The organism is Pseudomonas sp. FW305-3-2-15-C-LB1 (genome assembly GCF_058787615.1).
The window spans coordinates 599,110-625,701 of sequence record NZ_JBYSZX010000001.1 but is presented as its reverse complement, the minus strand read 5'-3'; the positions used below and the strand labels follow the sequence as shown (position 1 = coordinate 625,701).

Here is a 26,592-nt window from a genome sequence, read left to right as displayed (position 1 = left end):
GCGGCCGATAAAAACAACAGTCAGGTATTTTGCCAGAGCTGAGCGTCGACCGAGAAAAATGTCAGACATTCTTCCCCTAACCATCGGTGTACTGCCGACCCACAACCACTACGGCCTGCGCAATACTCAAGCGCTGGCCGGGGTGAGTCATGTGTGGCAGGACTTCTTCGCCCGGGCACTGGCCGAGCAGCTCGGCGATACGCCGGACACGCTCGCCGTGCAGGCGCCAGCACCGGCGGACCCGGCGGTAGAACCCAGCGAAGGCGCCGACCTGCTGTCGCAGATCCTCACCCAGCGTGAGTGCGACGTGAAAGATACCGAGATTGCCCCGCCGGAGCCGCTGTTCCTGCCGATTGCCGAGTTCGAGACTGACTTGCTGCCACCGGCCGCCACACCGTATCCGGAAGAAGAAATCGTCGCGCAGCAACGCCAGCAGAATTTCGAAAGCGGCTGGGTCCGCCCCATCGTGCTGACGGCCGGCCAGCCGCTGCCGGAACCGGGCCCAGCCCCGGAGCCGCGCCCTCTGCACCTGCCCATCGCAGAATTCGAACTGGACCTGCTGCCTCCACCTGCCACGCCATTCCCGGAAGAAGAGCTGGTCGCGCAACAAAAGGCCCTGGATTTCGATTACTACTGGGCTCGCCCACTGGTCACCCAGAACCTGCGCCTGGCCGCCTGAGTCTCAGCGACACACCCACCAACGCCCCATATCCAGGTGGAAGTGGTTGCGGTGCGCGGCGTTGTAGTCAGGGCTCAGCACGACATTGAAATCATCACAGGCACTGTCGCGGACCTGACGCAGGAACCGCGCCTTATCGCCCTCCCCCGGCCAGTCCTTGAGCACGCTGATGCTGCGCCCATCCGCCAGGCGAAAGCCGGCAATATCCAGCGCATTGGCCGACGCATGCTGGCTGAGTCGCCCTTCGGCACGGTTATACATATTGCGACAGGCAAAGCTGCCCAGGTGATCGACCCGCGTCACTGCCTGGCCGAATACCGACTGGGCCGCCGGTTGCAAGCTGTGACGCTCAAACAGGGCGAACGCCACCGCCAGTGGGCAACTGGCGAGAAAACTGCTGCTCAGCCCCACCGCCGAACCCTGTACGCGCAAGGTATTGCGCAGGGGGCAAGCGGCATCTGCCGGCGAGTCCGCCTGATGACTGACGCGCAGGCCCGAGGTTTCCAGCACCTGGTCGCACAATGCCGGATCATCCTGCAGACGACCCAATTTGTAGCGGGTCAACACGTTAGGGGTCGCCCGCACGTCCAGCGGCGCCCATGGGTTCCAATCGGCCGGCAGTGGGACCCATCCACGCCAGACACCCACGGCAACGGCACCCGCCAGGATCAGCAGCATGCCCATGACTTTGAAAAAACGCACCGCCTAGCCCTTGAAGAACTGGTTGGCCTGGCTGAACGGCATCTTGCGCTCGGTAAAGGTGAACGTGCCCCGTTCATAGATTTCCTGGGCTGCGCGATAGAACTCACCATAGGCGGCCAACGCCAGCGCCGAGCCGACGCTGATCCGCCGCACGCCCATCTCGCTCAACTGCGCCACGCTCAGGTTCAAGCCACCGGACATCAACACATTCACCGGCTTGGGCGCCACGGCCTTGACCACCGCCAGCACTTCCTCGGCACTGCGCAGGGCCGGCGCATACAGCACGTCGGCACCGGCTTCGGCGTAGGCTTGCAGACGGCGGATGGTGTCGGGCAAATCCAGGCGGCCATGCAGGAGGTTTTCCGCACGGGCCGTCAGGGTGAAGGCAAAAGGCAGGCTGCGGGCGGCGGCGACGGCGGCTTCCACACGCTCGACCGAAAGTTCGAAGGGATAGATCGGGTCGGCGGCAATGCCCGTGGCGTCCTCGATGGAGCCGCCGACAATGCCGACTCCCGCTGCGCGCAGGATGGTCTGGGCGCAGCCTTCAGGGGTGTCGCTGAAGCCGTTTTCCAGGTCGGCGGCCACCGGCAACGGGGTGGCGTTGGCGATCATACCGGCATTGACCAACGTGTCCTCCAGGGACAACGCGCCTTCCGCATCCGGTCGCCCCAGGCTGAACGCGTAGCCTGCACTGGTGGTAGCCAGCGCTTCGAAACCCAGGCTGGCCAACATTACAGCGGAGCCCGCATCCCACGGGTTGGGCATCACGAATGCGCGGTCGCGCTCATGCAAGGCCTTGAAGGTTTCGGCGCGAAGGGTTTGGGCATCCATGTCGGGCTCCTGGCGGAAAAAGGAGCCCTAGAGTAACCCCAGTTGCTCCACGGCGGGGGCACGATCCAGCACGGGCAGGGGCTGCAGGCCTGGTAGGCGCGCCATCAGTTGATCGTGGAAACGCAGGGCCAGTTGCGCGGCCAGGCGGTTATCCGAGGTGTGCAGGAACACGTAGGGGGTGCGCCCTTCTTCGATCCAGCCCGCGACTTTTTCCACCCATGGCATCAGGAACGAATCGTTGGCCTCCAATTCGGGATGGCCAATAAAGCGTACCTGGGGAAACTGCGTCAGCGCCGCCGGGCGGGGTGGCACCTTGGGCTTTTTGGATTGGGCGTGCAGCACGGCGGCCGAGGTGGACGTGCAACTGAACAACGCACGCGGATCCAGGCAGATGCGCTCCACGCCGCGGTCACGCAACAAACGGTTAAGCATGCGCTCGGCATCCCCCTTGGCGAAGAATTCCAGGTGGCGCACTTCCACCGCCATCGGCCGCTCCAAGCCATCGATAAAGCCTGCCAACTCCCCCAGGCGCTGCGGGGTGAAAGACGCGGGCAGTTGCAACCACAGCGGCGATACCCGCTCACCCAACGGGCTCATCAAGCCCACGAAGCTTTCCGCTGCCGGTAGCTGCTCGATCAGGTTGCCACTGTGGCTGATATCACCGGGAAATTTGGCGGTGAAGCGAAAGTCGTCAGGCATGATTTCGGCCCAGCGCTGCACGGTGGCGGCGGAGGGGCGGGCGTAAAACGTGGTATTGCCTTCAACGGCGTTGAAGACCTGGGAGTACAGCGCGAGGTAATCGCTGGAACGGGCATCGGCGGGGTACAGGTACTCGCGCCAGGCATTTTCACTCCAGGACGGGCAACCGAGGTAGTAAGGCAGACGCATCAGATATGGATGTCGAGGCCCAGCACTTCCATATCCCATTCGACAAAGCCGGCGGTGGTCAGGTAGCTGGCCAGGGCGGTGGCGACGCTTTTGCTCATGGAGCGCGGGAAGACCATGTCTTGCTGACGGGCGGGAAGACCGCTGATACGGGCTTGGGCGTTGGCTTGCGCATCGGCTTGGACTTCGATGAAGTCCGGCGAGTCCTCGACCGACTCATCCACCGTGACGTTCGCCTTACGCGGCTTGCGCTTGATTGGGTAAGACTGTGAGGAAAAGCCATCAATACGCATGGGCGCGAACTCGCTATCAGTAATGGCATTTTGGCAGCACTGTCCGTAGTGCGCAAATGCTCTGGTGATAACTAGAACACATAATTTGAAAAAGGTTTAAAACCCAGGGAAAATTCTGACGATTGGTGCAAGTTTGGGGGATTTTAGCGCTGCTTCGCAGCCCAATGCGGGGCAAGCCCGCTCGCCACAATTAAAGGCCGCGCTCTGCCTTGGTCTGCGCCACTTTATCGCGCAGATAGACCGGCGCCGCCTGGTCGGCCGGAATCGCCTCGCCACGCGCAAAAGCAAAACGTGCCAATGTCAGCAAGTCCTCGGCATGAGGCAACATCGCCGCGTCCTGGCCCACCAACGGCACAGCGAGGCGCTCGCCATACCCCCAACCAGTACCAGCCCCGAACCAATCGCCGCTGGCGTCGGCTGGCAATTGCGATGACTCCGGCGGTTGCACGGCTTCCACGCCGACCAGACGCATCTCGCCCGCCGTTTCGCGGTAGCAACCCCAATAGACTTCATCCATGCGCGCATCGATAGCCGCCGCCACCTGATGCGCGCCATGTTCACGCAAGGCGCGCTGGGCCAGCACGGCCAGGTTGGACACCGGCAACACCGGACGCTCCAGCGCAAACGCCAGGCCCTGCACCACGCCAATGGCGATACGCACACCCGTGAATGCACCCGGTCCGCGACCGAAGGCGATGGCATCGACCGCAGCCAGAGTGGTGCCGGCGTCTTCCAGCAGTTGCTTGATCATCGGCAACAGCTTCTGCGCGTGCAGGCGCGGGATCACCTCGTAGTGGCTCGTTACCTTGCCATCGTGCAGCAAGGCAACGGAGCAAGCTTCAGTCGCGGTGTCCAGGGCCAGCAGGGTGCTCATCGGTGTAGGTGTCCAAGTCGAAAAAAAGTGCGCCAGTATAAACAACAACGGCCCGCAAGCGGGCCGTTATCCATGAAGCCGGTCGAGGGATCAGCTCAGTGCTTGCAGCACTTTGGCGGTGATCGCCTCAACCGAGCCGACGCCAGGAATGTGGCTGTACTTCGGCTTGCCTTGGGCGGCGGACAGCTTCTGGTAGAAGTCCACCAGCGGCTTGGTCTGGGAATGGTAGACCGACAGGCGATGACGCACGGTTTCTTCGGTGTCGTCTTTGCGCTGCACCAGGTCTTCGCCGGTGACGTCGTCCTTGCCTTCCACCTTTGGCGGATTGTAGACGGTGTGATACACGCGCCCCGAGGCTTCGTGGACGCGACGACCGGCGATACGCTGGACGATTTCTTCGTCTTCAACCGCGATTTCGACCACGGCATCCAGCTCGACGCCGGCCTTCACCAGGGCTTCAGCCTGGGGAATGGTGCGCGGGAAGCCGTCGAACAGGAAACCGTTCTTGCAGTCTTCCTGGCTGATGCGTTCCTTGACCAGGTTGATGATCAAGTCATCGGAAACCAGGCCACCGCTGTCCATCACGCTCTTGGCGATCAGGCCCAGCTCGGTGCCGGCCTTGACGGCCGCGCGCAGCATGTCGCCGGTGGAGATTTGTGGAATGCCGAATTTTTCAGTGATGAACTTTGCCTGAGTACCTTTACCGGCCCCGGGAGCTCCCAGCAGAATGACGCGCATTGATGTGCTCCTCAATTTTTTATAGAGATGACGCTCGGATTCGCCGCGGCGGGCCAATCGCGTAAAAATAGAATTCGGGCCGCCCAAACGGCCAAAGGCTGATCAAGATACACAGCAGGCCTTAAGCACACAAGCCGCCAAAAGTCGCAGGAACCCGTGCAGCGCTTACGTCATAGGTAGGGTGTGCCTGGGTGCAACCCGACGCCATAAACGCCGACCGCCCTTTTCAGGGCGGCCGCCGTGGTTTATCTGCAAGCCGTTGAGAACATGCAAAAAACCTTAGCCGGTATTACGCAAACCGGCGGCAATACCGGCCACGGAGACCAGCAGCGCCTGTTCCAGAGGGCTGTCCTGTGCCGCTTCCTGCTGGCGCGAACGCGCCAGCAACTCGGCCTGCAACAGGTGCAGCGGGTCGAGGTAGGTGTTGCGCAGGCGGATGAACTCCAGGGTGTCCGGGCTATGGGCCAGCAGCTGCGACTGGCCAGTCAGGCCAAGCACCACCTTGCAGGCCTGCGACAATAGGTCGCGCAAATGCGCACCCAGTGGCAACAGGTCCGGCTGCACCAGGCGCTCGTCATACAGACGGGCGATGTCGGCGTCGGCCTTGGCCAGCACCATTTCCAGCATGTCGATGCGGGTGCGGAAGAACGGCCACTGCTCACGCATCTGCCCCAGCAAGTCGCCTTCACCACGTTCCAGGGCCTTGCTCAGCGCCGCTTCCCAGCCCAGCCAGGCCGGTAGCATAAGACGGGTCTGGGTCCAGCCGAAGATCCACGGAATCGCACGCAGGCTTTCAATCCCGCCCGCACGGCGCTTGGCCGGGCGGCTGCCCAACGGCAAACGGCCCAGCTCTTGTTCCGGCGTGGACTGGCGGAAATACTCCACGAACTGCGGATTCTCGCGCACCACGGCGCGGTAAGCGCTGACACCGTCTGCCGCCAATTCGTCCATCAAATGGCGCCAGGCCGGTTCGGGCGGCGGCGGTGGCAACAGGGTCGCCTCCAACACGGCGGCCAGGTAAAGGTTGAGGTTCTGCTCGGCAATATCCGGCAGGCCGAACTTGAAGCGGATCATCTCGCCCTGTTCGGTGGTACGGAAGCGCCCCGCCACCGACCCAGGCGGCTGCGACAGGATCGCCGCGTGGGCCGGGCCGCCGCCACGCCCCACGGTGCCACCACGCCCGTGGAACAACAGCAGTTCCACTTGCTGTTCACGGCAGATATCCACCAGGCGTTCCTGCGCCCGGTACTGCGCCCAGGCAGCGGCAGTGGTGCCGGCGTCCTTGGCCGAATCCGAGTAGCCGATCATCACTTCCTGCGGGCCTTGCAGCCGCGCGCGGTAGCCCGGCAGCAGCAACAGTTGCTCGATCACCGGGCCGGCGTTATCCAGGTCGGCCAGGGTTTCGAACAGCGGCACCACGCGCATCGGCCGTTGCACGCCTGACTCTTTAAGCAGCAACTGCACCGCCAGCACGTCCGAAGCAGCGCCGGCCATGGAGATGACATACGAGCCCAGGGACGCCGCCGGGGCCGCGGCGATTTCCTTGCAGGTGTTGAGCACCTCGGCGGTATCCGCCGACGGTTTGAAATAACCCGGCAGCAACGGTCGACGGTTGGCCAGTTCCTTCATCAGGAAGCTGATGCGCATCTCTTCGTTCCAGTCCTCGTAGCGACCGAGACCAAGATAATCGGTGATTTCGGTCATGGCCGCGCAATGGCGACTGGAATCCTGGCGCACATCCAACCGCACCAGGAACAGGCCGAAAGTCACCGCCCGCCGCAGGCAATCGAGCAACGGCCCATCAGCAATCACGCCCATGCCGCATTCGTGCAGCGACTGGTAGCACAGCTCCAGCGGCTCCAGCAGGTCGCGGTTGTTCTGCAATACCTCGGCAGGCGCTGGCGTGCTGCTGCTCAACGCCGTATGCGCCCATTGGCGCGTGGCACGCAGGCGTTCACGCAGTTGCTTGAGCAAGGCACGATAGGGTTCGACGCTGTCGCCGACCCTGGCCTGCAACGCCGGGCTGGCGCGCTGCATCGACAGCTCGGAGGCCAGGTGATCGATATCGCGCAGGTACAGATCCGCAGCCATCCAGCGCGCCAGCAGCAACACTTCGCGGGTGACCGGTGCAGTGACATTCGGGTTGCCGTCACGATCGCCGCCCATCCAGGACGCAAAGCGGATCGGCGCCGCTTCCAGCGGCAAGCGCAGGCCTGTGGCGGCGTGCAGGGCCTGGTCGGCCTTGCGCAGGTAATTGGGAATAGCGTGCCACAGCGAATGCTCGATCACCGCGAACCCCCACTTGGCTTCGTCTACCGGCGTGGGCCGGGTGCGGCGGATTTCTTCGGTGTGCCAGGCCTCGGCGATCAAGCGTTGCAGGCGCTGGCGGATCTGCTCACGCTCGGCCGTGGTGAGGTCGCGGTGATCCTGCAGTGCCAATTGGGCGGCGATGGCATCGTATTTCTGGATCAGGGTGCGGCGCGCCACTTCGGTGGGGTGGGCGGTGAGGACCAGTTCGATCTCCAGGCGCCCCAACTGGCGGGCCAGGGATTCGTTGCTGTGGCCTTCGGCTTGCAGGCGCGCCAGCAACTCAGGCAATACGCGGGATTCGAAGGGTGCCGGTTGCGACTCATCGCGTCGATGAATCAGCTGATACTGCTCGGCAATGTTGGCCAGGTTGAGGAACTGGTTGAAGGCACGGGCGACCGGTAGCAGCTCATCTTCCTGCAACTGGTTGAGGCTGGTGCTCAGTTCATCGCCTGCGCCACGGCGGTCGGCCTTGGCGCCCTTGCGGATCTGCTCGATCTTGTCGAGGAAATCATCGCCGTATTGCTCTCGAATGGTGTTGCCCAACAGTTCACCCAGCAGGTGAACATCCTCACGCAAGCGTGCATCGATATCACTCATCAGCCAATCTCCAGCCAGAAATCCGGGACGCGCAGGTTTGCCAGAGTGCCGCCAGCGCTCATTTATGACAAGACTTTAAACCTTGCGAGTTGCAGCTAGTCTCAACACTAAGTCGCCGCGTTTATCCGCGCGAGCGGCGGGTCACTCATCACCGCCTGCTATCGCAGGCTTTACTGAGGTTGCCATGAAAATCCGAGAACTGGCCCAGCATTGGGAAGAGAACGCCAAGGGTCGCCTGACCAAGACCGAGTACGCCATCCATCTGGATGTGGAAGCTGCGGCACGCCTGGCAGCGATCGCCGAGATGTACCCCAAGCGCAGCACCGAAGAACTGCTCGGCGAACTGATCGGCGCCGCACTGGAAGAGCTGGAAGCCAGCTTTCCGTATATCAAGGGGCAGCAGGTGATCGCGACTGATGAAGAGGGCGACCCGCTGTACGAAGATGTCGGCCCTACTCCGCGCTTTCTGACACTGTCGCGTCGCTATCTGCATGACTTGTCAGCAAGCAGCGACAAACCGAACCACTGAAACCCCTTGTACGCCGGACTCTTTATGGGTCCGACGTACCGCTGCGCAACGCAGAAGTTCCAAGTTTTTTCGCTGACCGAACAGTCAGATATTTTTTTAGGCAAATCGCCATCTTCTCTGAACTTTTGAAAAAAGCCTCCGGTCACAGCCAGTAAGCCATCACTTGGAACGGCCGTTTTAAAGGGCTTTTTGTACATCACCCTGAAGCCCCGGCCGAGTACCAGTGACATGGATTTTGATGTTTTTCAGGAGTTATCCAATGGAGTTGAAGACGATGAAGACCAGCACTGCCAAATCCTCGTTTAACCACCTGCGCGGGCTCAAATTGGCCGCGCTGGCAATCGGCACCAGCTTCGTTCTGGCGGGCTGCGCCGGCAACCCTCCGACCGAGCAGTACGCGGTGACCCAGTCCGCAGTCAACAGCGCAGTCAGCGCTGGCGGCACTGAGTTTGCGGCTGTGGAAATGAAGTCGGCTCAGGACAAGCTCAAAGAAGCTGAAATCGCCATGCACGACAAGAACTACGACAAAGCTCGCCAGTTGGCTGAACAAGCCGAGTGGGACGCTCGCGTCGCAGAGCGCAAGGCCCAGGCTGCCAAGGCTCAACAGGCTGTGAAGGATTCCCAGAAGGCTGTTGACGAACTGCGTAGGGAAGGCATGCGTCCGGCTGCTATCCAGCCGAAGTAAGACGCCCCTTGACTGCTTCGCACTTGATATCGAATTGAAAGGACGACACGACTATGCGTAAACAATTGATGATCCCTGCCCTGCTGGCGATGAGCGTTGCCCTGGCGGCCTGCTCCACCCCGCCTAACGCGAACCTGGAAAACGCACGGACCAACTTCTCTTCCCTGCAGACCAACCCGCAGGCCACCAAGCTCGCGGCGCTGGAGACCAAAGACGCCAGCGAATGGCTGGACAAGGCAGACAAGGCCTACCGCGACAAGGAAGACGAGAAGAAAGTTGACCAACTCGCCTACCTGACCAACCAGCGCGTTGAAGTGGCCAAAGACACCATCGTGCTGCGCGAATCCGAAGCCAAGCTGAAAAATGCCGGTGACGAACGCGCCCGCGCCCTGCTGGAAGCCCGTGACGCGCAGATCAAGCAACTGCAAGACAGCTTGAACGCCAAGCAGACCGATCGTGGCACCCTGGTGACCTTCGGTGACGTGCTGTTCGCCACCAACAAGTCCGACCTGAAATCCAGCGGCCTGGTGAACATCACCAAGCTGGCGCAGTTCCTGCGCGATAACCCGGACCGTAAAGTGATCGTCGAAGGCTACACCGACAGCACCGGTTCCGATGCGTACAACCAGAGCCTGTCGGAGCGTCGTGCGGCCTCCGTACAACGCGCACTGGCGCAACAGGGCGTGGATATCTCGCGCATCGTGACCCAGGGTTATGGCAAAGAATACCCGGTTGCCGATAACGGCAGCGTTTCCGGTCGTGCCATGAACCGCCGCGTTGAAGTAACCATCTCCAACGACAACCAGCCGGTCAAGCCACGGTCTTCCGTCGCCAACTGATGCTGGATGCCCTAAAAGCCCCGTCTATATAGACGGGGCTTTTTAATTTCTTGTGTATTTGAAAGGCACTGAGATTTTAGTAGTTGATACCCACACGGCGATTGCCGTTCTGACCAGAGTTGATGTAACTGCTGAACCCGCCGAAGTTGCCATTATTCCCATAGTTTCCGTAGTTGCCGAAACCCGCGTAGTCACCGAGCGAGTCCCTCCACCGGCCGATCATTTCATTGCCGTTCTGCCCGTGATTTGCATAGTGACTGTGTGCGCCGCGATTTCCGTTATTGCCGTAGTTACCGTAGTTACCGTTATCACGGCCACCTTGTGCACGACCCCATACCCGTTGCCCTCCCACCGTCTTCCAAGTGTGCTCATCAGAATAACGCGGATAAGATTGAGTGTAGTGGTCATATCGCGAGCCTAATCGCTGAGTCATATTGATACCCTCTCCAAACTGAATAATTTATAAACCAGGCCATAACAAGCCACACTGTATTAATACGCTCTGAACTTTGACGCCTCAGGCGCGAATGCGCTAGGCCAGGCCAGGCTGGGAGAACCTGGCGCTTGCGGAATTTCGAAGATTGCCGTTGCTACCGTGATTGGCATAACGGCTGCCACTTCCGCTGTTGCCGTTATTTCCATAGTTCCCGAAATTGCCGTTATTCATACTGCCGTTGCCGCTATTGACGTGCACGCCGACCTGGGATGACTTAACATCCCCGACACTCACATAATTCGTGTTGAACACATAGTTGATATGGTTGACCGTAGACGGTTGTTGCAACGCCGGCGGTTGGGCGCCGGAAAACCTTGGTTGCTGGCTCGGTTGAGAGCGGGAGTAATGAAGTGTGTTGCCGCTCCACCTGCCACCTCTACCCTGCCCTGTAAAAACATTCCATGTCGTGTGAATAGTCGCGAGGGTATTCATCAAAACCGTACTCATCAACGAGTCCAATCTCATTATTTCACTCCAAATTTAATTTCCCATGAGTCCGGGTTTGATCTCCTGACCGATATAGCAGTGGTCGCTGACAGCTATCAGTTCCCGACGGTATACGCTGGTAATAAATGATGGAATGAAAATAAAAAACCCACCAGGAACGGTGGGTTTTTCACACTTAGAATTTGATCGGACGCTTGTCGCTTTCGAAGCCTGCATAGCCAGGTTTCTCCTGGGACCGCTCCCCCTGCTCCTTTTTCGCGATATCGTCGACGGCTTCACGGAGCGCTTCAACGAGCTCCTGCGTCCTGGACATCTTCAACATCCTGTCTATCGCGCTTATCTCACCCAACATAACCATGACACTCCCCTGGCTGGCGGTTCGCAAATCTCACCATGAACGCTGACAAGCCCTTGAGTGGTCTGTTACGCAAAACGGTTCCAGATATTCCAGGTGCGATGCGTCCGGCTTACTGCTGGAGTTGTGGTGTTTCCTGCCCCAGGCAGCGCACAGCCTGTTTCTTGTTATTCACCAACACACCGCTCAGGCCTTTCTGCTCAGTGTCGAACATCACCAGTACACCATCCACGCATTGCGCCACCTGAGCGGCTGGCGCCAGGGAGATCTTGTAGTCCTCGCCGGGCACGGTCTTGAGCATGGTGAAGTCGCTGAGCAACAACGCATCTTCCGGCTTGGCGAAGTGCAGGTAGCCGTAATACCACAGGCAACCGACAGTACCGATGATGGTGCCGATACCGGTGAGGATCAGCGGGATCATATTGCGTTCTTCGCTCATTGCGGGCTCTCTGATGAGTCAACTTTAGGAATCGGGTAATTCGGGATTTCGCCCAGGCGACGCAGGCCGTTGAAGTGCTGAGGGTCATCCAGGTAACGCAGCATCACGGTTTGCCAGGTCTTGTCGGCAAAGGTCTGCACATGCCCGCCGCGGGTCAACTGCAACACCCTGGGTGGCGGTGCGGCCTGGTACAGGCGGATCCCGTTGGCTACCGGCACGATCGGGTCATCCAGGCTGTGGAACAGCAGTTTGGGTACTCCTGTCAGCCGGGGCATGGCGTAAATGGCACTGTCGGCGTCCGGGACCAGCCAGGACAACGGCACCTGAAACGGCCATGTTAACCAGGAGGTACTCAGGGCGAATTGTCCTACGTCACGATAACTGGCGGGCACGCCGTCCAGCACCAGCGCCTTGAGCCGGGGTTGGCGCTCCGGGTGGGCGGCCAGGTAATGCACCGCCAATGCGCCACCCAGGCTCTGGCCCAGTACTATCAACGGCTGACCTTGGGTTTCGGGAGCCTTGTCGATCCATTGGAACGCCGCGTCCACATCCTGGTAGATCGCCGGTAATGATGGCTTCCCCTCCGACAAGCCATAACCGCGATAGTCCACCAACAGCACTTGGTAGCCCTGCTCGGGCAACCACCAACTGCCGCCCAGATGCCAGGCCAGATTGCCGCCGTTGCCATGCAGGTGCAGCACCGTTCCCTTGAGCGGCACTCCGGGGTTGGCCGGTAGCCACCAGGCGTGGAGCTTTATGCCGTCGGCAGTGGTGAGGGTGACGTCACGGTATTGAAGGTGAGCTTTTTCCGGCGTGAACGGCAGGCCGGGCTCGGGGTAGAACAGCAGGGAACTGCAGCCGTTCAATGTGAGTAGCAGGCACAGAATGCCGAGGATTCTCATCCGTTGAAGCCTCGCGAATAGCACGGTTTAAAGGATATTGGAGTAATCCGCCTCGATCCGATCCAGGCTCAGGTGGTTGAGGAAGTTGGAGAAGCACATCCACGCCGCCAGCGCGTTCATGTCGCGGAACTGCTCGGGCAGGTACTTGGGTGGCACCACCAGGCCTTCGTCGACCAGTTGGCGCAGAGTACGCATGTCTTCCAGGGTGGTCTTGCCGCAGAACAGCAGCGGTACTTGTTCCAGCTTGCCTTTGCGCACGGCCAGCTGGATGTAGTTGTAGACCATGATAAAGCCCTTGAGGTAGGACAGGTCCTTGGTGAACGGCAGACCGGTCGGCACCGAACCACGGAAAACACGACTGGCGTTGCCGTAGCTTTCAGCCATCTCAAAGCCTTGCTCACGGAAGAACTCGAACACCTGCAGGAAGTCGGCGCCCTCTTCCACCATATGGATGGCGCGGGTGCGGTTGGTCAACTTGCGCAGGCGGCTCGGGTAGGAGGCGAAGGTGATGATCTCCATCAAAATCGCCAAACCTTCCTGGGTCACGGTGGACGAGGGCGGGCCCTTGGACAGGAAGGTGCAGATCGGCTGGTTCTGGCCATTGAGGGTAGTGCCGACATGCACCAGGCCTTCATGCACCTCCAGGGCGCGCACGTCGCGGTCGTTGAACATCGCGTCGGCGCGGATCTTGATGTAGTCGGCGCCCGCTGCGGCGTCAGCGACAATACCGTCGGACTCGAACACGCGGATGGTCTCTTCGGCCTCACCGAACACCTTGTTCAGGCGGGTTTGCAACAAGGCGACGGCGTCCTTGGCGGTGAGCGTCTTGGCCTCATCCTTCAGGTCACCACGGCCATCGATATTGTTAAGGTAATCGGAAAGCATCAGGCCCAAGTCAGCCAGGGTCGGGTCGCCGGCGTGAAACGCATCGGAGGCAGCGCCATACAGTTCCTGGGAAATCAGGCCGAAATCCTCGGTACCACGCGCTTCGAGCATGCGCACCACCATGCGGTATTCCTTGCACATGCGGCGCATGATCTGCCCCACCGGGCTGAATTGGCCGAGGCGGCGGGTGATGTCGCGCTCGATGTTCTGGAACTCCAGCTTCACCGCACTGGAGTCGAACGACAGTGGCCGATTGAGGTAGTAGTCGCGGCTCACCGCCGGCATTTCCTTGCCCTTGGCCTTGAGGAATCCCTGGCGAATGTTTTCGTCCCACTTCACGGCGTCGAGGACGCGAATCGGTGTTTGCGCCAGCACAATGCGATCAGACAAGGTGCGTATCGTCTGCTGGTAATCGTCCACCCGGTGCTTCCTCTTTAAACGTTATTTGCCCGCGCGCTGGTAGCGCACGGCTTCCACGAATACATCGGCATTGGCCGGGTCATCCAGGTAGGCAAACACCTGGTCCAAGGGGCTGTCGACCAGCACCCCGGCGCCCTCGACCGTGTCCACGGTGCTGCCGTGCAACGCCTGCTGGCCTATGGCTTGGTGGATCTGCTCAAGGTCGAGGTTGTAGACCACCAATTCGTGCTTTTCGTTGATCTCAAACCCCGCCAGGATGAAATGCCCACCCAGCTTGGCCGGCAGCGGCGCCGACAAATACCAGCGGCTGCCATGGCGCGAAACGGTAAACAGGTATTCGTCACGCTGGCCGGGCTTGGCTGTAGGGTAGCTCACGGCTTTATAGCGGTGTTCACCAACGGCACTGATATGCAGGTTGAGCGGCTCGCCCCAGGCATTTTTGCTCGACCACTGGCCGAGCAGGGCCGGCGGCGCGGCCTCATGGGCTGGCAGCGGGTCCTTGAAGGTCACCAGGCAACCGCTGAGCAGCAGGAACGACAAGGCGATTGCAACCACGCGCCAGGCTTTCATTGGACATCCCCCGGTGTCAGACCGAAGCCAACACCAAATGCATATAGCGCTTGAGGATCTCAAGCATCTCTTCACCGGTCAGAGGCTCTGCGCTGCCCAGCAGGCCCTGATATTCCATCCGACTGATTATCGCCGTCAACACTTTGGCATCCTGTTGCGGCTCGCGCGAGCCCAACACCTGGAAGAACTGCCCGGTGCCCTGCAACAGAATCTGCTGGTGGGAACGCACCAACTCCGCCAGGCGCGGGTTGAGCAGGGCTTCCTGGCGAAACGCCTGCTCGGCCATCAGGTATTCACGGCGGTTGGTCAATTGGCGCAGGACGTAATCAGCGGTCAGCCGTGCAATGTCATCGGCCAGTTGTGAACGCGATTCGGGGCTGCCATCGCCATAGGCGACCATTTCGCGCAGCAGGCCTTCGTTACGCACCCACAGCTTGCCCATGAATGCGGCGCTGCGCTCGACGTATTGGGCGAAGGTATCGGTGAGCAGGTCATCGATATCCTTGAAGTAATAGGTGGTGGCGGACAGGGGCACGCCCGCCTCCGCCGCCACCGCTCGATGGCGCACGGCCCGTACGCCGTCACGGACCACGATGCGCATGGCCGCATCGAGAATGTCTTGCCTGCGTTGCTCGCTGCCCCGACGACTGGCCTTGCGGCCCTGGTACTGGACGCTTTCAGCCACGGCAGCGGCAATGCCGGCGGCGCCTTCTTGAGCGGTTACGCGGTTCACGACACACATCCTTGAATAGATCAAAACCTGGCGCTGTTTGCTTGACGCTTATTAACGCCACATAAAAAAGCCGCCTTATAAAAGGCGGCTTCGGATTTCGCTACGGTTACGCTTGTGGCCGCATGTGCGGGAACAAGATCACGTCGCGGATCGACGGCGAGTTGGTCAGCAGCATCACCAGGCGGTCGATGCCGATCCCTTCACCGGCGGTCGGCGGCATGCCGTATTCCAGGGCGCGGACGAAGTCGGCATCGTAATGCATGGCTTCGTCATCGCCGGCGTCCTTGTCGGCCACCTGGGCCATGAAGCGCTCGGCCTGGTCTTCCGCGTCGTTCAACTCGGAGTAGGCATTGGCGATCTCACGGCCGCCGATGAACAGCTCGAAACGGTCAGTGACGTTCGGGTTGTCGTCGTTGCGACGGGCCAGCGGCGACACTTCGAACGGGTACTGGGTAATGAAGTGCGGCTGTTCCAGCTTGTGCTCCACCAACTCTTCGAAAATCATCACCTGCAATTTGCCCAGGCCTTCGAAGCCCAGCACCTTGGCGCCGGCTTTCTTGGCGATGGCGCGGGCCTTGTCGATGTCGTTCAGGTCGTCGGCGGTCAGTTCAGGGTTGTACTTGAGGATCGAGTCGAACACCGACAGGCGCACGAACGGCTCGCCGAAGTGGAACACCTTGTCGCCGTACGGCACGTCGGTGCTGCCCAGGACCAGCTGCGCCAGTTCGCGGAACAGTTCTTCGGTCAGGTCCATGTTGTCTTCGTAGTCGGCGTAGGCCTGGTAGAACTCCAACATGGTGAATTCTGGGTTGTGACGGGTCGAAACGCCTTCGTTACGGAAGTTGCGGTTGATCTCGAAGACTTTTTCGAAGCCGCCAACCACCAGGCGCTTGAGGTACAGCTCCGGCGCGATACGCAGGAACATTTCCATGTCCAGGGCATTGTGGTGGGTTTCGAACGGCTTGGCTGCGGCGCCGCCAGGAATGGTCTGCAGCATCGGCGTTTCGACTTCCAGGAAGTCGCGCTTCATCAGGAAGCTGCGGATGTGCGCGATCACTTGCGAACGCACGCGGAAGGTCTGGCGTACTTCTTCGTTGACGATCAGGTCAACGTAACGCTGGCGGTAGCGCTGTTCGGTGTCGGTCAGGCCGTGGTGCTTGTCCGGCAGCGGGCGCAGCGACTTGGTCAGCAGGCGCACGTTGGTCATTTCCACGTACAGGTCGCCCTTGCCGGAACGGGCCAGGGTGCCTTCGGCGGCGATAATGTCGCCCATGTCCCAGGTTTTCACCGAGGCCAGGGTTTCTTCCGACAAGGTCTTGCGGTTGACGTAGACCTGGATACGCCCGGTCATGTCCTGGATCACCATGAACGAGCCACGGTTGAGCATGATGCGACCTGCCACCTTGACCGGGATCGCAGCCTCTGCCAGTTCTTCCTTGGTCTTGTCCGCGTACTGTTTCTGCAAGGCATCGCAGTAGTTTTCGCGGCGGAAGTCGTTGGGGAAGGCATTGCCCTTGGCGCGCTCGGCAGCAAGCTTTTCCTTGCGCAGGGCGATCAGGGAGTTTTCTTCCTGTTGCAGGGCTTGCGGGTCGAGTTGTTGGTCGCTCATGTCTTTTGAAATTCCATCACAGATACGTTTTCCCCAGCCTTCGGCTGGGGATCGCGGGCAAGCCCGCTCCTACAAGGTTCTTTAGAGGCCGGATTTCAGGCTGGCTTCCAGGTATTCGTCGATATCGCCGTCGAGCACCTTGTCACAGTCGCTGCGTTCGATGTTAGTGCGCAGATCCTTGATCCGCGACGCATCCAGCACATAAGAGCGGATCTGGTGACCCCAGCCGATGTCCGACTTGGTGTCTTCCAGCGCCTGGGATGCGGCGTTGCGTTTCTGCATTTCCTGCTCGTACAACTTGGCCCGCAGCATTTTCATGGCAGTGTCCTTGTTGGCGTGCTGGGAACGTTCGTTCTGGCAGCTGACCACGGTGTTGGTCGGTACGTGGGTGATACGTACGGCCGAGTCGGTGGTGTTTACGTGCTGGCCACCGGCACCGGAGGAGCGGTAGGTGTCGATGCGCAGGTCGGCCGGGTTGATCTCGATCTCGACCTTGTCGTCGATCTCCGGCGAGACGAACACCGCGCAGAACGAGGTGTGGCGACGGTTGCCGGAGTCGAACGGGCTCTTGCGCACCAGGCGGTGCACGCCGATTTCGGTACGCAGCCAGCCAAAGGCGTACTCACCCTTGATGTGCACGGTCGCGCCCTTGATTCCGGCAACTTCACCGGCGGACAGCTCCATGATGGTCGCTTCGAAACCGCGCTTGTCCGCCCAGCGCAGGTACATGCGCAACAGGATGTTGGCCCAGTCCTGGGCCTCGGTGCCGCCGGAACCGGCCTGGATGTCCAGGTAGGCGTTGTTCGGGTCCATTTCATGGCTGAACATGCGGCGGAATTCGAGTTTGGCGAGGTTTTCCTCGAGACGGGCCAGCTCGGCGACGACATCGCCCACTGCGCCTTCGTCGTTTTCTTCGACGGCCATGTCCAGCAGGTCACGGCAATCGGCCAGACCGGTGTTCAGCTCGTCAAGTGTATCGACGATCTGCGCCAGCGCAGCGCGCTCGCGCCCCAGTTCCTGGGCGTATTCAGGTTTGTTCCAGACAGCAGGATCTTCAAGCTCGCGATTGACTTCGGTCAGACGCTCATGCTTTTGATCGTAGTCAAAGATACCCCCGAATAGTTTCGGAGCGCTCGGACAGGTCCTTGATGGTGTTAAGGATCGGGTTGATTTCCATGGCGGGCAGCACTCGTTGGCGAACTTTTGAAAGCCGGCGAGTATAACGGCAAATGGGGGGGAACGGCAGTCCGCTGGGCGAAAAGGCAGGATTTGTACACAACCCAAGACCCATCAAGATCCCAATGTGGGAGGGGGCTTGCCCCCTCCCACATTGAATGGGGTAAGACTTCAGGTCACTCGATACCGACCTGATTGCGCCCATTATGCTTGGCCGTATACAACCCCTTGTCCGCCGCCACAATCACCTGCCGACAATCCGTGCCCTGCTGCGGCGTCATCGTGGACAAACCAATGCTGATGGTCAGGCTGGAACCCTCGGTCGGCGCAATGTGCGGAATTTTCAGCGCAGCCACCGCCATCCGCAGCTTCTCGGCCACCAACCGCGCCCCGCCCGGCGAGGTATTCGGCAGCACCAGGGCAAACTCCTCACCGCCATAGCGCGCCGGCAAATCCGAAGGCCGACTGCTGGCCTCTCGGATGGTCGCCGCCACCTTGCGCAAAGCCTCGTCACCCTCGACATGCCCGAAGCTGTCGTTATAAGTCTTGAAGAAATCCACATCAATCATCAACAACGACAACTGAGTCTGGTCACGCATGGCACGCCGCCATTCCAGTTCCAGGTACTCGTCGAAATGGCGACGGTTGGACAGCCCGGTGAGGCCATCGGAGTTCATCAGCCGTTGCAGCACCAGGTTGGTGTCCAGCAGTTGTTGCTGGCTGACCCGCAACGCACGGTACGCCGCATCCCGCTGCAACAGGGTCATATAGGAGCGCGAGTGATAGCGAATGCGCGCCACCAATTCGATGTTATCCGGCAACTTGACCAGGTAATCATTGGCCCCGGCCGAAAACGCCGCGCTCTTGATCAGCGGGTCTTCCTTGGTGGAAAGCACGATGATCGGGATGTTCTGCGTGGCCGGATGGTTGCGGTATTCGCGCACCAGGGTCAGGCCATCGAGGCCGGGCATTACCAGGTCTTGCAGGATAACGGTCGGCTTGATGCGGATCGCCTGGGCAATCGCCTGGTGCGGATCGGCGCAGAAGTGGAAGTCGATATTTTCTTCATGGGCCAGGCCACGCCGCACGGCTTCGCCGATCATGGCCTGGTCGTCGACCAGCAACACCATGGCGGCGTTTTCGTCGGTCTTGATGTCGTCGATCTGTAAATCATTCATGTGCAGTCACCTGAATTACTGCCTGCAAGCCAGCACCGCAAGAGGCCTTGTTCATTTGGCAAAGACCTCCAGCAATCGGGGCGCAATTCTATCCAGTGGGCGAATTTCAACAGCAGCATCAATCGCCGCCGCCGCTTTGGGCATGCCGTACACCGCCGAGCTTTGCTGATCCTGGGCGATGGTCAAATAACCTTGTTCACGCAGCAATTTTAGGCCCTGGGCCCCGTCGCGCCCCATGCCGGTCAGCAACACGCCGACGGCATCGCCATTCCAGTGGCTGGCCACGCTTTCGAAAAACACGTCGATCGACGGCCGGTAAATCTCGTTCACCGGCTCTGCGGTATAGGCTAGCGTGCCATTCTTCAATAAACGAATGTGGTGGTTGGTACCGGCCAGCAGCACCACCCCGCTTTGCGGTGGCTCGCCCTCGCGGGCCAGGCGTACCGGCAGGCCGGAGGCGCTGCTCAGCCACTCGGCCATGCCGGCGGCGAACACCTGGTCCACATGCTGCACCAGTACGATGGCGGCGGGAAAGTCCCGGGGCAAGCCCTTGAGCAGGATTTCCAGGGCAGCCGGGCCACCTGCCGAAGACCCGATGGCCACCAGGCTCTGGCGTTTGCCGGTAGTCCGCGGCGTGACGGTTTCGGCGCGTACACGGCTGCCGCGCTGGCCGATCAGCCAGCCGATATTGAGGATCTTGCGCAGCAGCGGCGCCGCCGCATCCTTGGGATTGCCCACGCCCAGGGTCGGCGTGTCCACCACGTCCAGGGCGCCATGGCCCATGGCTTCGAACACCCGGCTGACGTTGGCCTGGCGGTCGACGGTCACGATGACGATGGCGCACGGGGTCTCGGCCATGATCTGGCGGGTAGCCTCCACGCCATCCATCACCGGCATGATCAGGTCCATCAGGATCAGGTCCGGGGTCAGCTCGACGCAGCGCTGCACCGCTTCCAGGCCGTTGCTGGCCACCCACACCACTTCGTGCGCGGGCTCGAAACTCAAGGCGCGGCGCAAGGCCTCTACCGCCAGGGGCATGTCATTGACGATCGCAATCCTCATGCCCGTGCGCCTCCGATCAGCTCCACCACGGCGTCCAGCAGGGCGTCATCGTGGAAACTGGCTTTGGCTAAATAATAGTCGGCGCCGGCGTCCAGTCCACGACGTCGGTCTTCTTCACGGTCTTTGTAGGACACCACCATCACCGGCAACGATTGCAGGCGACTGTCACGGCGCAAGAGTGTGACCAATTCAATACCGTCCATACGAGGCATATCAATATCAGTGATCAACAGGTCAAAGTCTTCGGAACGCAAGGCGTTCCAGCCGTCCATCCCATCGACCGCCACGGCCACTTCATAACCACGATTAAGCAGCAATTTGCGTTGCAGTTCGCGCACTGTCAGCGAGTCGTCCACTACCAGCACCCGCTTGCGCGGTGCCTCGGTGGTTTGCTGGCTGCGCCGGGCAATGCGCTCCAAGCGGCCGGTGTTGAGCAGTTTGTCCACCGAGCGCAGCATGTCTTCGACGTCGACGATCAACACCACCGAGCCGTCGTCCAGCAAGGCACCGGCGGAAATATCCTGGACCTTGCCCAGGCGATCATCCAGCGGCAACACCACCAGCGTACGCTCGCCGACAAAGCGCTCCACGGCAATCCCATACACCGCATCACGCTCGCGGATCACCACCACTTTCAAGGTGTCCGACTGACTCTGCCCCGCCGGGCGCTGCAACAACTGGCTGGCGGCGACCAGCCCGACATGCCGGCCCTCGTGCCAGAAATGCTGGCGGCCCTCCAGTTGCACGATGTCGTCGGGCGCCAGGTCGCACATGCGTTCGATATGGGCCAGCGGGAACGCGTAGGCTTCTTCGCCGACCTCCACCACCAGGCTGCGCACCACCGACAAGGTCAGCGGCACCTCCAGGTGGAAACGACTGCCCTGCCCCGCCGTCTGTTCCAGCACCACCGCGCCACGCAGTTGGCGGACCATATGCTGCACCGCATCCAGGCCGACCCCGCGCCCGGACACTTCGGTGACCTTGTCGCGCAGGCTGAACCCCGGCAGGAACAGGAACGTCAGCAGTTCTTCTTCGCTCAGGCGCAGGGCGGTTTCCACCGGTGACAGGTGCCGGTCGACGATGGTGCCGCGCAGGCGCTCCAGGTCGACGCCATTACCGTCATCGCTCAATTCCAGCACCAGCAACCCGGCCTGATGGGAGGCGCGCAGGCGGATCAAACCTTCCGCCGGCTTGCCCGCCAGCAGACGTTGCTCAGGCATTTCGATGCCGTGGTCGACGGCATTGCGCAATAAATGAGTGAGTGGCGCTTCGAGCTTTTCCAGCACGTCGCGGTCGACCTGGGTCTTTTCGCCTTCGATCTCCAGGCGTACCTGTTTGCCCAGGCTGCGACCGAGGTCGCGCACCATGCGCACTTGCCCGGCCAGCACATCGGCAAACGGGCGCATGCGACAGGCCAGCGCGGTGTCATACAGCACTTGGGCGCGCTGGCCGGCTTGCCAGCCAAACTCGTCCAGTTCAGCGGTTTTTTCCGCCAGCAGGGCCTGGGCTTCGCTGAGCAGGCGGCGGGTGTCGGCCAGGGCTTCCTGGGCTTCGAGCGGCAGTTGTTGAGTCTTGAGTTGCCCGTCCAGCGTATCCAGCGCTCGCACGCTCTGGCTCTGAAGGCGCTTGAGACGCTGCAGGCTGGCCAGATACGGCTTGAGCCGCTGGGTCTCCACCAGGGATTTACTCGACAGGTCGAGCAGGCTGTTCAAACGCTCGGCGGTCACCCGCAGCACGCGTTCGCCGCCTTCGGTCATGCGTTTGTTCTGGCGTGGCGGCTCGGCGACCACCGGCGGCGCGGGCTCCGGTTCGGGTTCGGGCTCCGGCAGCAGTGTTTCGACGATGGGCGCTGGCTCTGGCACAGGCGCCTGGGACGGGTCCAGCAAGCGCTCCATCAACGCCACATAGGCGTCGATGTCCGCCGGCCCCACATCATTGCCCGGCGTGGCGATGCGCATCAGCAGGTCGGTGCCTTGCAGCAGCGCATCGATATGTTCGGGTTGCAGGTACAGGCGACCTTCCTGGGCACTGACCAGGCAATCCTCCATGACGTGGGACACGCTGACTCCGGCGTCCACCCCAACGATCCGCGCGGCGCCTTTGAGCGAGTGCGCCGCGCGCATGCATGCTTCAAGCTGATCGGCCTGGGTCGGGTTGCGTTCCAGGGCCAGCAGGCCCGCGCTCAATACCTGAGTCTGCGCATCGGCTTCCAGGCTGAACAGTTCCAGCAGCGAGGCATCGCGCATCTGGTCGGGGGTCATGTGAGGCTCCGGGTCACGGCAGACAACAATTGCGCCTCGTCCAGCCAACGCAGGCTGCGGCCTTTCCACTGCAACACGCCTTGGGTGAAGCGCGCACTGGCCTGGGCGCCCGAGGCCGAGGCGGCCTTCAAGGTGCGCTCATCGATGGCATGGATGCCGTCGACTTCATCCACCGGCACCACCACCGGACCATCCTGCGCGGCGATGATCAACATGCGCGGCATGATGCGCCCACCGCTGGCGCCGTTGCCGGTGGCATCCAGGCCCAGCAGTTCCACCAGCGACAGGCACGCCACCAGCGCACCACGGACATTGGCCACGCCGAGCAAGGCGCGGGAACGCTGGTGGGGCAGCGAATGAATCGGTTGCAGCGGCGCAACTTCCACCAGGCAGCGGGTGGCAATGCCCAGCCATTCCTCACCGAGGCGGAACATCAGCAGGGAGCGGGTGACCACGTCTTCGCCGACGTCAGCAGCGGCAACCGGACGATGATCATCCTGCTGCAAGGCATAACGGTCCAGCAAACGTGTGGCCGCTGCCGAGTACACCGAGCAGTTGCGGCAGTGAATATGGTCCGCCAGCAGCGGGCAGGACTTGTCGCCATGGATGCCGATGCGGTTCCAGCAGTCGTCGATGGCCTGGGTATCGGCCAGGGTCAGGTCCAGCCCTGCGGTATCGAGTGCGTCGGTGTTACTCATCGTTTGGACTCACTGTCAGCTCGCTCACTCCGCGCGGCACGCGCCTGCAAGCGGCGCGCCCCCGCACTGTCGCCCTGGGACTCGAGCAACGCCGCCAGGTGCATCAAGGCCTGCGGGTGCTGGGGTTCCAGGTACAAGGCCTTTCGATAATAACCCTGGGCTTCCAGGGCGCTGCCGGCCACATCGCTGAGCAGCCCCAGCCAGTAGAACACCTGGGCGGCCGGCGGATGGTTACTCAAATACTGTTCGCATGCAGCGCGGGCTTCGGCGCTTTTGCCTTCGTTGGCCAGGGTAGCGATGCGGCTGAGCAAGTCGCCCGCATCGGTTTGCACCGTCTTGATCGGCACCACCTGGGCGCTGGCCTTGCTGAAAGGCCGTGGCTTGCTCGGGATCGGTGCCGCACTGCGTTGCGGGACGGGCGCGGCGCTCGGCACAAATACCGGCTCGGGCTTGACCGGCTCGGCATGCCGACTGAACGCAAAGGACTGCGGCACACCAATCGAACGCATGCCGTGGCGCCCCAGCAGGCTGCCCTCGGCCGGACCGATAAACAGCACGCCGTCCACGTGGGTCAGGCCCTTGAGCACCTCGAACACTTGTTTCTGGGTCGGCTGGTCGAAGTAGATCAGCAGGTTGCGGCAAAACACGAAGTCGTAGCTCGCCTCATTGGCCAGCAGTGTCGGGTCGAGCAGGTTGCCGACTTGCAGGCGCACCTGTTCGCGCACGCGGTCGGCAATGTGATAACCGTCACCGTACTCGGTGAAATGGCGGTCACGGAAGGCGATATCGCCGCCGCGAAAGGAGTTTTTGCCATACACCCCACGCCGTGCGCGCTCCACCGACAACGGGCTGACATCCACGCCCTGCACCTTGAACTGATGCGGCGCCAGCCCGGCATCCAGCAACGCCATGGCGATCGAATAAGGTTCTTCACCGGTGGAGCACGGCAGGCTGAGGATGCGCAGTGCGCGCATCTGCTTGATTTCGGCCAGGCGCGCCTTGGCCAGGCGGGCCAGGGTCGCAAAGGATTCGGGGTAACGGAAAAACCAGGTTTCCGGGACGATTACCGCTTCGATCAGCGCTTGCTGTTCATCCTGGGAGCTTTGCAGGTACTGCCAGTATTCACCGGGGGTCAGCGCGTTGACCGCCTGAGTGCGTTGGCGCACCGCCCGCTCGATAATGGCTTCGCCGACCGAGGCAACGTCCAGGCCGATGCGTTCTTTCAGGAAGGCAAAGAACCGCGGATCGTGGCTCATAGGCTCAACCCGGGGCAAAACAGCACGGCGCGCACGTCGTCGGTCAGCAGGTCATTCACGCCGATCCACTGCATCAGGCCCTGCGCATCTTCGCGCACCGGTCCCAGGTACGGCGCCTGGCAGTTGTCCAGGCCATAGGGCTGGAACTGGGCCGGGTCGCAGCGCAGGGTGTCGGTGGCCTGTTCCAGGATCAACCCCAGCCAACGCGGCTCGCGCCAGGGCTCCGGCTGGTAATTGACCAGCACCAGCCGCGTGCTGGTACGCGCCTGGGCAGCGGTGCCGAAAGTCAGGGCGCTGAGGTCGATCACCGGCACCAGCGCGCCGCGATGGGCAAAGATGCCCGCCACCCAGAGCGGCGCATGGGCAATCGGTTTCAATGGCAGGCGCGGCAGCACCTCGGCCACTTCCGTGGCCTTGAGGGCATAACGTTCGTTGCCGATGTGGAACACCAGGAACAACGCCTTTTTCGCTGCCGGGACGGCGCCGCGTTTAGCCGCGAGGTCGCTCATCAGACTTTGAAACGCGACACGCCGCTGCGCAGACCGACCGCCACCTGGCTCAACTCATCGATGGCAAAGCTGGCCTGGCGCAGGGACTCGACGGTCTGGCTGCTGGCATCGCCCAGTTGCACCAGGGCGTGGTTGATCTGCTCGGCACCGGTGGCCTGGGCCTGCATGCCTTCATTGACCATCAAAACCCGCGGCGCCAGCGCCTGTACCTGGTGGATGATCTGCGACAGTTGCTCGCCCACTTGCTGCACTTCGAACATGCCGCGGCGTACTTCTTCGGAGAACTTGTCCATGCCCATCACGCCCGCCGACACCGCCGACTGGATCTCGCGCACCATCTGCTCGATGTCGTAGGTGGCCACGGCAGTCTGGTCGGCCAGACGCCGCACTTCGGTGGCAACCACGGCAAAACCACGCCCGTATTCACCGGCTTTCTCGGCTTCGATGGCGGCATTCAACGACAGCAGGTTGGTCTGGTCGGCGACCTTGACGATGGTCACCACCACCTGGTTGATGTTGCCGGCCTTCTCATTGAGGATCGCCAGCTTGGCGTTGACCAGGTCGGCGGCGCCCATCACCGAGTGCATGGTTTCTTCCATGCGCGCCAGGCCTTGCTGGCCGGAACCGGCGGCAACCGAGGCCTGGTCGGCGGCGGTGGACACTTCGGTCATGGTGCGCACCAGGTCCTTGGAGGTGGCCGCGATCTCGCGGGAGGTAGCGCCGATCTCGGTGGTGGTGGCGGCAGTTTCGGTGGCGGTGGCCTGTTGCTGCTTGGAGGTGGCGGCAATCTCGGTCACCGAGGTGGTCACCTGCACCGACGAGCGCTGGGCCTGGGACACCAGGGCCGTGAGCTCGGTCATCATGTCGTTGAAGCCGGTTTCGACCGCGCCGAACTCGTCCTTGCGTTCCAGGTTCAAGCGTTTGCTCAGGTCACCGTCGCGCATGGTTTCGAGGATATCGACGATGCGCTGCATCGGCGCCATGATCGCGCGCATCAGCAGCAGGCCGCACAGGCCGGCAGCGAGGATTGCCAGGGCCAGCGATACAAACATGCTGATTTTCGCGGCGGATACTGCATCATCAATCGCGTTGGTCGCACGGTCGGCGACGTTCTTGTTCTCGGTGATGATGTCGTTGAGCTTCATGCGGCCTGCGACCCAGCTTGGCGTCATCTGCGTATCGAACAGTTTGCGTGCGCCAGCTATGTCCTTGTTCTGCAGGCGCTCTACGACGGCAGCCAGCGCCTTGTTGTAGGCCTGGTGCTGGATTTCGAATTTATCGAACTCGGCCTGGTCCTCGCCCCCACTGATGGTCGCCTGGTAGTTGGCCATCTGCTGCAGGATGCGCGCTTCATAGGACTTGAAGTCGGCTTTGTCGGTGTCGGTGAGCCCCTTGTCTTCACGCAGGCCGATCAACTCCAGGGTCTGCAGGTAACTGTCGACCCACGCGCTACGGATCATGGAGCTGAGGTAGACCCCGGGCACCGCGTCGTCGCGCACCGCGACTTCACTGGTTTCGATCTTCAGCAACCGTGAATAAGAGACCACGACCATTAACAGCATGATGGCGATAATGACCGCAAAACTTGCCAGGATGCGTTGGCGCAAGGTCCAGTTCTTCACAGTAATTCCTCG

Annotated in this window: 28 protein-coding genes; 4 read left to right on the top strand and 24 right to left on the bottom strand. The window is 61.4% G+C overall.

Going from position 1 to position 26,592, the window contains the following annotated elements:
• Positions 1-58: 58 nt before the first annotated feature.
• Positions 59-679, top strand: a complete 621-nt coding sequence (locus tag AC3WP7_RS02885) for an energy transducer TonB (protein WP_092241138.1) — start codon at positions 59-61, stop codon at positions 677-679.
• A 3-nt stretch (positions 680-682) separates the two neighbouring features.
• Here the strand turns inward: AC3WP7_RS02885 and AC3WP7_RS02880 are convergent, their stop codons facing one another.
• The 7 genes from AC3WP7_RS02880 to ppc form a co-directional block, all read right to left on the bottom strand.
• Complete coding sequence (locus AC3WP7_RS02880) at positions 683-1,363, bottom strand: extensin-like domain-containing protein (protein WP_219731699.1); 681 nt, start codon at positions 1,361-1,363, stop codon at positions 683-685.
• A gap of 21 nt (positions 1,364-1,384) precedes the next feature.
• Positions 1,385-2,212 carry an isocitrate lyase/PEP mutase family protein gene (locus tag AC3WP7_RS02875; protein ID WP_092241134.1) on the bottom strand — a complete coding sequence of 276 codons (828 nt, stop codon included), beginning with the start codon at positions 2,210-2,212 and terminating at the stop codon, positions 1,385-1,387.
• A 27-nt stretch (positions 2,213-2,239) separates the two neighbouring features.
• A complete protein-coding gene (locus AC3WP7_RS02870; RefSeq protein WP_093527678.1) occupies positions 2,240-3,100 on the bottom strand; it encodes a DUF72 domain-containing protein in 861 nt (286 codons plus the stop codon).
• Positions 3,100-3,390, bottom strand: a complete 291-nt coding sequence (locus AC3WP7_RS02865; protein WP_058425317.1) for a hypothetical protein — start codon at positions 3,388-3,390, stop codon at positions 3,100-3,102. Before AC3WP7_RS02865 ends, AC3WP7_RS02870 begins: the two co-directional genes overlap by 1 nt.
• Positions 3,391-3,580: 190 nt before the next feature.
• Positions 3,581-4,264: a tRNA (adenosine(37)-N6)-threonylcarbamoyltransferase complex dimerization subunit type 1 TsaB gene (gene tsaB, locus AC3WP7_RS02860; protein ID WP_092241129.1), complete on the bottom strand. Its 684-nt coding sequence runs from the start codon at positions 4,262-4,264 to the stop codon at positions 3,581-3,583.
• A 90-nt stretch (positions 4,265-4,354) separates the two neighbouring features.
• Positions 4,355-5,002 (bottom strand): adenylate kinase, encoded by a 648-nt coding sequence (gene adk / locus AC3WP7_RS02855; RefSeq protein WP_010212617.1) that lies wholly within the window; start codon positions 5,000-5,002, stop codon positions 4,355-4,357.
• Positions 5,003-5,281: 279 nt separating this feature from the next.
• On the bottom strand, positions 5,282-7,909 hold the full coding sequence (gene ppc / locus AC3WP7_RS02850) for a phosphoenolpyruvate carboxylase (RefSeq protein WP_092241126.1): 2,628 nt from the start codon (positions 7,907-7,909) through the stop codon (positions 5,282-5,284).
• 184 nt (positions 7,910-8,093) lie between these two features.
• Between ppc and AC3WP7_RS02845 the strand changes: the two genes are divergently transcribed.
• The 3 genes from AC3WP7_RS02845 (at position 8,094) to lptF (ending at position 9,962) form a co-directional block, all read left to right on the top strand.
• Positions 8,094-8,438 (top strand): pilin assembly protein, encoded by a 345-nt coding sequence (locus tag AC3WP7_RS02845; RefSeq protein WP_092241124.1) that lies wholly within the window; start codon positions 8,094-8,096, stop codon positions 8,436-8,438.
• 259 nt (positions 8,439-8,697) lie between these two features.
• Positions 8,698-9,123, top strand: a complete 426-nt coding sequence (locus AC3WP7_RS02840) for a DUF4398 domain-containing protein (protein WP_092241122.1) — start codon at positions 8,698-8,700, stop codon at positions 9,121-9,123.
• Between the two features lie 53 nt (positions 9,124-9,176).
• Positions 9,177-9,962 carry a lipotoxin F family OmpA-related lipoprotein LptF gene (gene lptF / locus AC3WP7_RS02835; protein ID WP_071488772.1) on the top strand — a complete coding sequence of 262 codons (786 nt, stop codon included), beginning with the start codon at positions 9,177-9,179 and terminating at the stop codon, positions 9,960-9,962.
• Between the two features lie 76 nt (positions 9,963-10,038).
• Here lptF and AC3WP7_RS02830 read toward each other — a convergent pair whose 3' ends face one another.
• The 17 genes from AC3WP7_RS02830 to AC3WP7_RS02750 form a co-directional block, all read right to left on the bottom strand.
• Positions 10,039-10,395: a hypothetical protein gene (locus AC3WP7_RS02830; RefSeq protein ID WP_139212836.1), complete on the bottom strand. Its 357-nt coding sequence runs from the start codon at positions 10,393-10,395 to the stop codon at positions 10,039-10,041.
• A 99-nt stretch (positions 10,396-10,494) separates the two neighbouring features.
• Positions 10,495-10,905, bottom strand: a complete 411-nt coding sequence (locus AC3WP7_RS02825; protein ID WP_139216842.1) for a hypothetical protein — start codon at positions 10,903-10,905, stop codon at positions 10,495-10,497.
• Positions 10,906-11,080: 175 nt separating this feature from the next.
• Complete coding sequence (locus tag AC3WP7_RS02820; protein ID WP_156682175.1) at positions 11,081-11,218, bottom strand: hypothetical protein; 138 nt, start codon at positions 11,216-11,218, stop codon at positions 11,081-11,083.
• A 154-nt stretch (positions 11,219-11,372) separates the two neighbouring features.
• The gene (locus AC3WP7_RS02815) at positions 11,373-11,699 is read right to left on the bottom strand and encodes a PA3694 family proteiin (RefSeq protein ID WP_092241116.1); all 327 of its coding nucleotides are present in this window, start codon (positions 11,697-11,699) and stop codon (positions 11,373-11,375) included.
• On the bottom strand, positions 11,696-12,601 hold the full coding sequence (locus AC3WP7_RS02810) for an alpha/beta hydrolase (protein WP_102591685.1): 906 nt from the start codon (positions 12,599-12,601) through the stop codon (positions 11,696-11,698). The genes AC3WP7_RS02815 and AC3WP7_RS02810 overlap by 4 nt, the downstream gene beginning before the upstream one ends.
• 27 nt (positions 12,602-12,628) lie before the next feature.
• Entirely contained in the window at positions 12,629-13,906 is a 1,278-nt protein-coding gene (locus AC3WP7_RS02805) for a flavohemoglobin expression-modulating QEGLA motif protein (RefSeq protein ID WP_010212629.1), read from the bottom strand.
• Positions 13,907-13,927: 21 nt separating this feature from the next.
• Positions 13,928-14,476 (bottom strand): hypothetical protein, encoded by a 549-nt coding sequence (locus AC3WP7_RS02800; RefSeq protein WP_102591686.1) that lies wholly within the window; start codon positions 14,474-14,476, stop codon positions 13,928-13,930.
• Positions 14,477-14,492: 16 nt separating this feature from the next.
• The gene (locus tag AC3WP7_RS02795) at positions 14,493-15,209 is read right to left on the bottom strand and encodes a TetR/AcrR family transcriptional regulator (RefSeq protein ID WP_092241110.1); all 717 of its coding nucleotides are present in this window, start codon (positions 15,207-15,209) and stop codon (positions 14,493-14,495) included.
• Positions 15,210-15,315: 106 nt separating this feature from the next.
• Positions 15,316-16,818, bottom strand: a complete 1,503-nt coding sequence (gene lysS, locus AC3WP7_RS02790) for a lysine--tRNA ligase (RefSeq protein WP_058425327.1) — start codon at positions 16,816-16,818, stop codon at positions 15,316-15,318.
• Between the two features lie 81 nt (positions 16,819-16,899).
• Positions 16,900-17,995 (bottom strand): peptide chain release factor 2 gene (gene prfB / locus AC3WP7_RS02785; RefSeq protein ID WP_102591687.1). Its coding sequence is split into 2 segments (ribosomal slippage): positions 16,900-17,922 and positions 17,924-17,995, totalling 1,095 coding nucleotides; the frame shifts between segments, so codons are not numbered across the junction.
• A 175-nt stretch (positions 17,996-18,170) separates the two neighbouring features.
• On the bottom strand, positions 18,171-19,172 hold the full coding sequence (locus tag AC3WP7_RS02780) for a diguanylate cyclase (RefSeq protein WP_012722554.1): 1,002 nt from the start codon (positions 19,170-19,172) through the stop codon (positions 18,171-18,173).
• A gap of 51 nt (positions 19,173-19,223) precedes the next feature.
• Positions 19,224-20,234: a chemotaxis response regulator protein-glutamate methylesterase gene (locus AC3WP7_RS02775; RefSeq protein ID WP_102591688.1), complete on the bottom strand. Its 1,011-nt coding sequence runs from the start codon at positions 20,232-20,234 to the stop codon at positions 19,224-19,226.
• Entirely contained in the window at positions 20,231-22,495 is a 2,265-nt protein-coding gene (locus AC3WP7_RS02770) for a hybrid sensor histidine kinase/response regulator (protein ID WP_071488765.1), read from the bottom strand. The genes AC3WP7_RS02775 and AC3WP7_RS02770 overlap by 4 nt, the downstream gene beginning before the upstream one ends.
• Positions 22,492-23,193, bottom strand: coding sequence for a chemotaxis protein CheW (locus AC3WP7_RS02765; protein ID WP_092241104.1), 702 nt, complete (start codon positions 23,191-23,193; stop codon positions 22,492-22,494). Before AC3WP7_RS02765 ends, AC3WP7_RS02770 begins: the two co-directional genes overlap by 4 nt.
• On the bottom strand, positions 23,190-24,449 hold the full coding sequence (locus tag AC3WP7_RS02760; protein WP_102591689.1) for a CheR family methyltransferase: 1,260 nt from the start codon (positions 24,447-24,449) through the stop codon (positions 23,190-23,192). Before AC3WP7_RS02760 ends, AC3WP7_RS02765 begins: the two co-directional genes overlap by 4 nt.
• Positions 24,446-24,958 carry a chemotaxis protein CheW gene (locus AC3WP7_RS02755; protein WP_102591690.1) on the bottom strand — a complete coding sequence of 171 codons (513 nt, stop codon included), beginning with the start codon at positions 24,956-24,958 and terminating at the stop codon, positions 24,446-24,448. The genes AC3WP7_RS02760 and AC3WP7_RS02755 overlap by 4 nt, the downstream gene beginning before the upstream one ends.
• Positions 24,958-26,580: a methyl-accepting chemotaxis protein gene (locus AC3WP7_RS02750; RefSeq protein ID WP_071488761.1), complete on the bottom strand. Its 1,623-nt coding sequence runs from the start codon at positions 26,578-26,580 to the stop codon at positions 24,958-24,960. Before AC3WP7_RS02750 ends, AC3WP7_RS02755 begins: the two co-directional genes overlap by 1 nt.
• Positions 26,581-26,592: the final 12 nt, after the last annotated feature.

What these genes read in the sequence shown, in the direction of transcription:
- AC3WP7_RS02885 (WP_092241138.1), top strand. Translation starts at nt 59, where the DNA reads ATGTCAGACATTCTTCCCCTAACCATCGGTGTACTGCCGACCCACAAC.
- AC3WP7_RS02880 (WP_219731699.1), bottom strand. Translation starts at nt 1,363, where the DNA reads ATGGGCATGCTGCTGATCCTGGCGGGTGCCGTTGCCGTGGGTGTCTGG.
- AC3WP7_RS02875 (WP_092241134.1), bottom strand. Translation starts at nt 2,212, where the DNA reads ATGGATGCCCAAACCCTTCGCGCCGAAACCTTCAAGGCCTTGCATGAG.
- AC3WP7_RS02870 (WP_093527678.1), bottom strand. Translation starts at nt 3,100, where the DNA reads ATGCGTCTGCCTTACTACCTCGGTTGCCCGTCCTGGAGTGAAAATGCC.
- AC3WP7_RS02865 (WP_058425317.1), bottom strand. Translation starts at nt 3,390, where the DNA reads ATGCGTATTGATGGCTTTTCCTCACAGTCTTACCCAATCAAGCGCAAG.
- tsaB (WP_092241129.1), bottom strand. Translation starts at nt 4,264, where the DNA reads ATGAGCACCCTGCTGGCCCTGGACACCGCGACTGAAGCTTGCTCCGTT.
- adk (WP_010212617.1), bottom strand. Translation starts at nt 5,002, where the DNA reads ATGCGCGTCATTCTGCTGGGAGCTCCCGGGGCCGGTAAAGGTACTCAG.
- ppc (WP_092241126.1), bottom strand. Translation starts at nt 7,909, where the DNA reads ATGAGTGATATCGATGCACGCTTGCGTGAGGATGTTCACCTGCTGGGT.
- AC3WP7_RS02845 (WP_092241124.1), top strand. Translation starts at nt 8,094, where the DNA reads ATGAAAATCCGAGAACTGGCCCAGCATTGGGAAGAGAACGCCAAGGGT.
- AC3WP7_RS02840 (WP_092241122.1), top strand. Translation starts at nt 8,698, where the DNA reads ATGGAGTTGAAGACGATGAAGACCAGCACTGCCAAATCCTCGTTTAAC.
- lptF (WP_071488772.1), top strand. Translation starts at nt 9,177, where the DNA reads ATGCGTAAACAATTGATGATCCCTGCCCTGCTGGCGATGAGCGTTGCC.
- AC3WP7_RS02830 (WP_139212836.1), bottom strand. Translation starts at nt 10,395, where the DNA reads ATGACTCAGCGATTAGGCTCGCGATATGACCACTACACTCAATCTTAT.
- AC3WP7_RS02825 (WP_139216842.1), bottom strand. Translation starts at nt 10,905, where the DNA reads ATGAGTACGGTTTTGATGAATACCCTCGCGACTATTCACACGACATGG.
- AC3WP7_RS02820 (WP_156682175.1), bottom strand. Translation starts at nt 11,218, where the DNA reads ATGTCCAGGACGCAGGAGCTCGTTGAAGCGCTCCGTGAAGCCGTCGAC.
- AC3WP7_RS02815 (WP_092241116.1), bottom strand. Translation starts at nt 11,699, where the DNA reads ATGAGCGAAGAACGCAATATGATCCCGCTGATCCTCACCGGTATCGGC.
- AC3WP7_RS02810 (WP_102591685.1), bottom strand. Translation starts at nt 12,601, where the DNA reads ATGAGAATCCTCGGCATTCTGTGCCTGCTACTCACATTGAACGGCTGC.
- AC3WP7_RS02800 (WP_102591686.1), bottom strand. Translation starts at nt 14,476, where the DNA reads ATGAAAGCCTGGCGCGTGGTTGCAATCGCCTTGTCGTTCCTGCTGCTC.
- lysS (WP_058425327.1), bottom strand. Translation starts at nt 16,818, where the DNA reads ATGAGCGACCAACAACTCGACCCGCAAGCCCTGCAACAGGAAGAAAAC.
- AC3WP7_RS02780 (WP_012722554.1), bottom strand. Translation starts at nt 19,172, where the DNA reads ATGAATGATTTACAGATCGACGACATCAAGACCGACGAAAACGCCGCC.
- AC3WP7_RS02775 (WP_102591688.1), bottom strand. Translation starts at nt 20,234, where the DNA reads ATGAGGATTGCGATCGTCAATGACATGCCCCTGGCGGTAGAGGCCTTG.
- AC3WP7_RS02770 (WP_071488765.1), bottom strand. Translation starts at nt 22,495, where the DNA reads ATGACCCCCGACCAGATGCGCGATGCCTCGCTGCTGGAACTGTTCAGC.
- AC3WP7_RS02765 (WP_092241104.1), bottom strand. Translation starts at nt 23,193, where the DNA reads ATGAGTAACACCGACGCACTCGATACCGCAGGGCTGGACCTGACCCTG.
- AC3WP7_RS02760 (WP_102591689.1), bottom strand. Translation starts at nt 24,449, where the DNA reads ATGAGCCACGATCCGCGGTTCTTTGCCTTCCTGAAAGAACGCATCGGC.
- AC3WP7_RS02755 (WP_102591690.1), bottom strand. Translation starts at nt 24,958, where the DNA reads ATGAGCGACCTCGCGGCTAAACGCGGCGCCGTCCCGGCAGCGAAAAAG.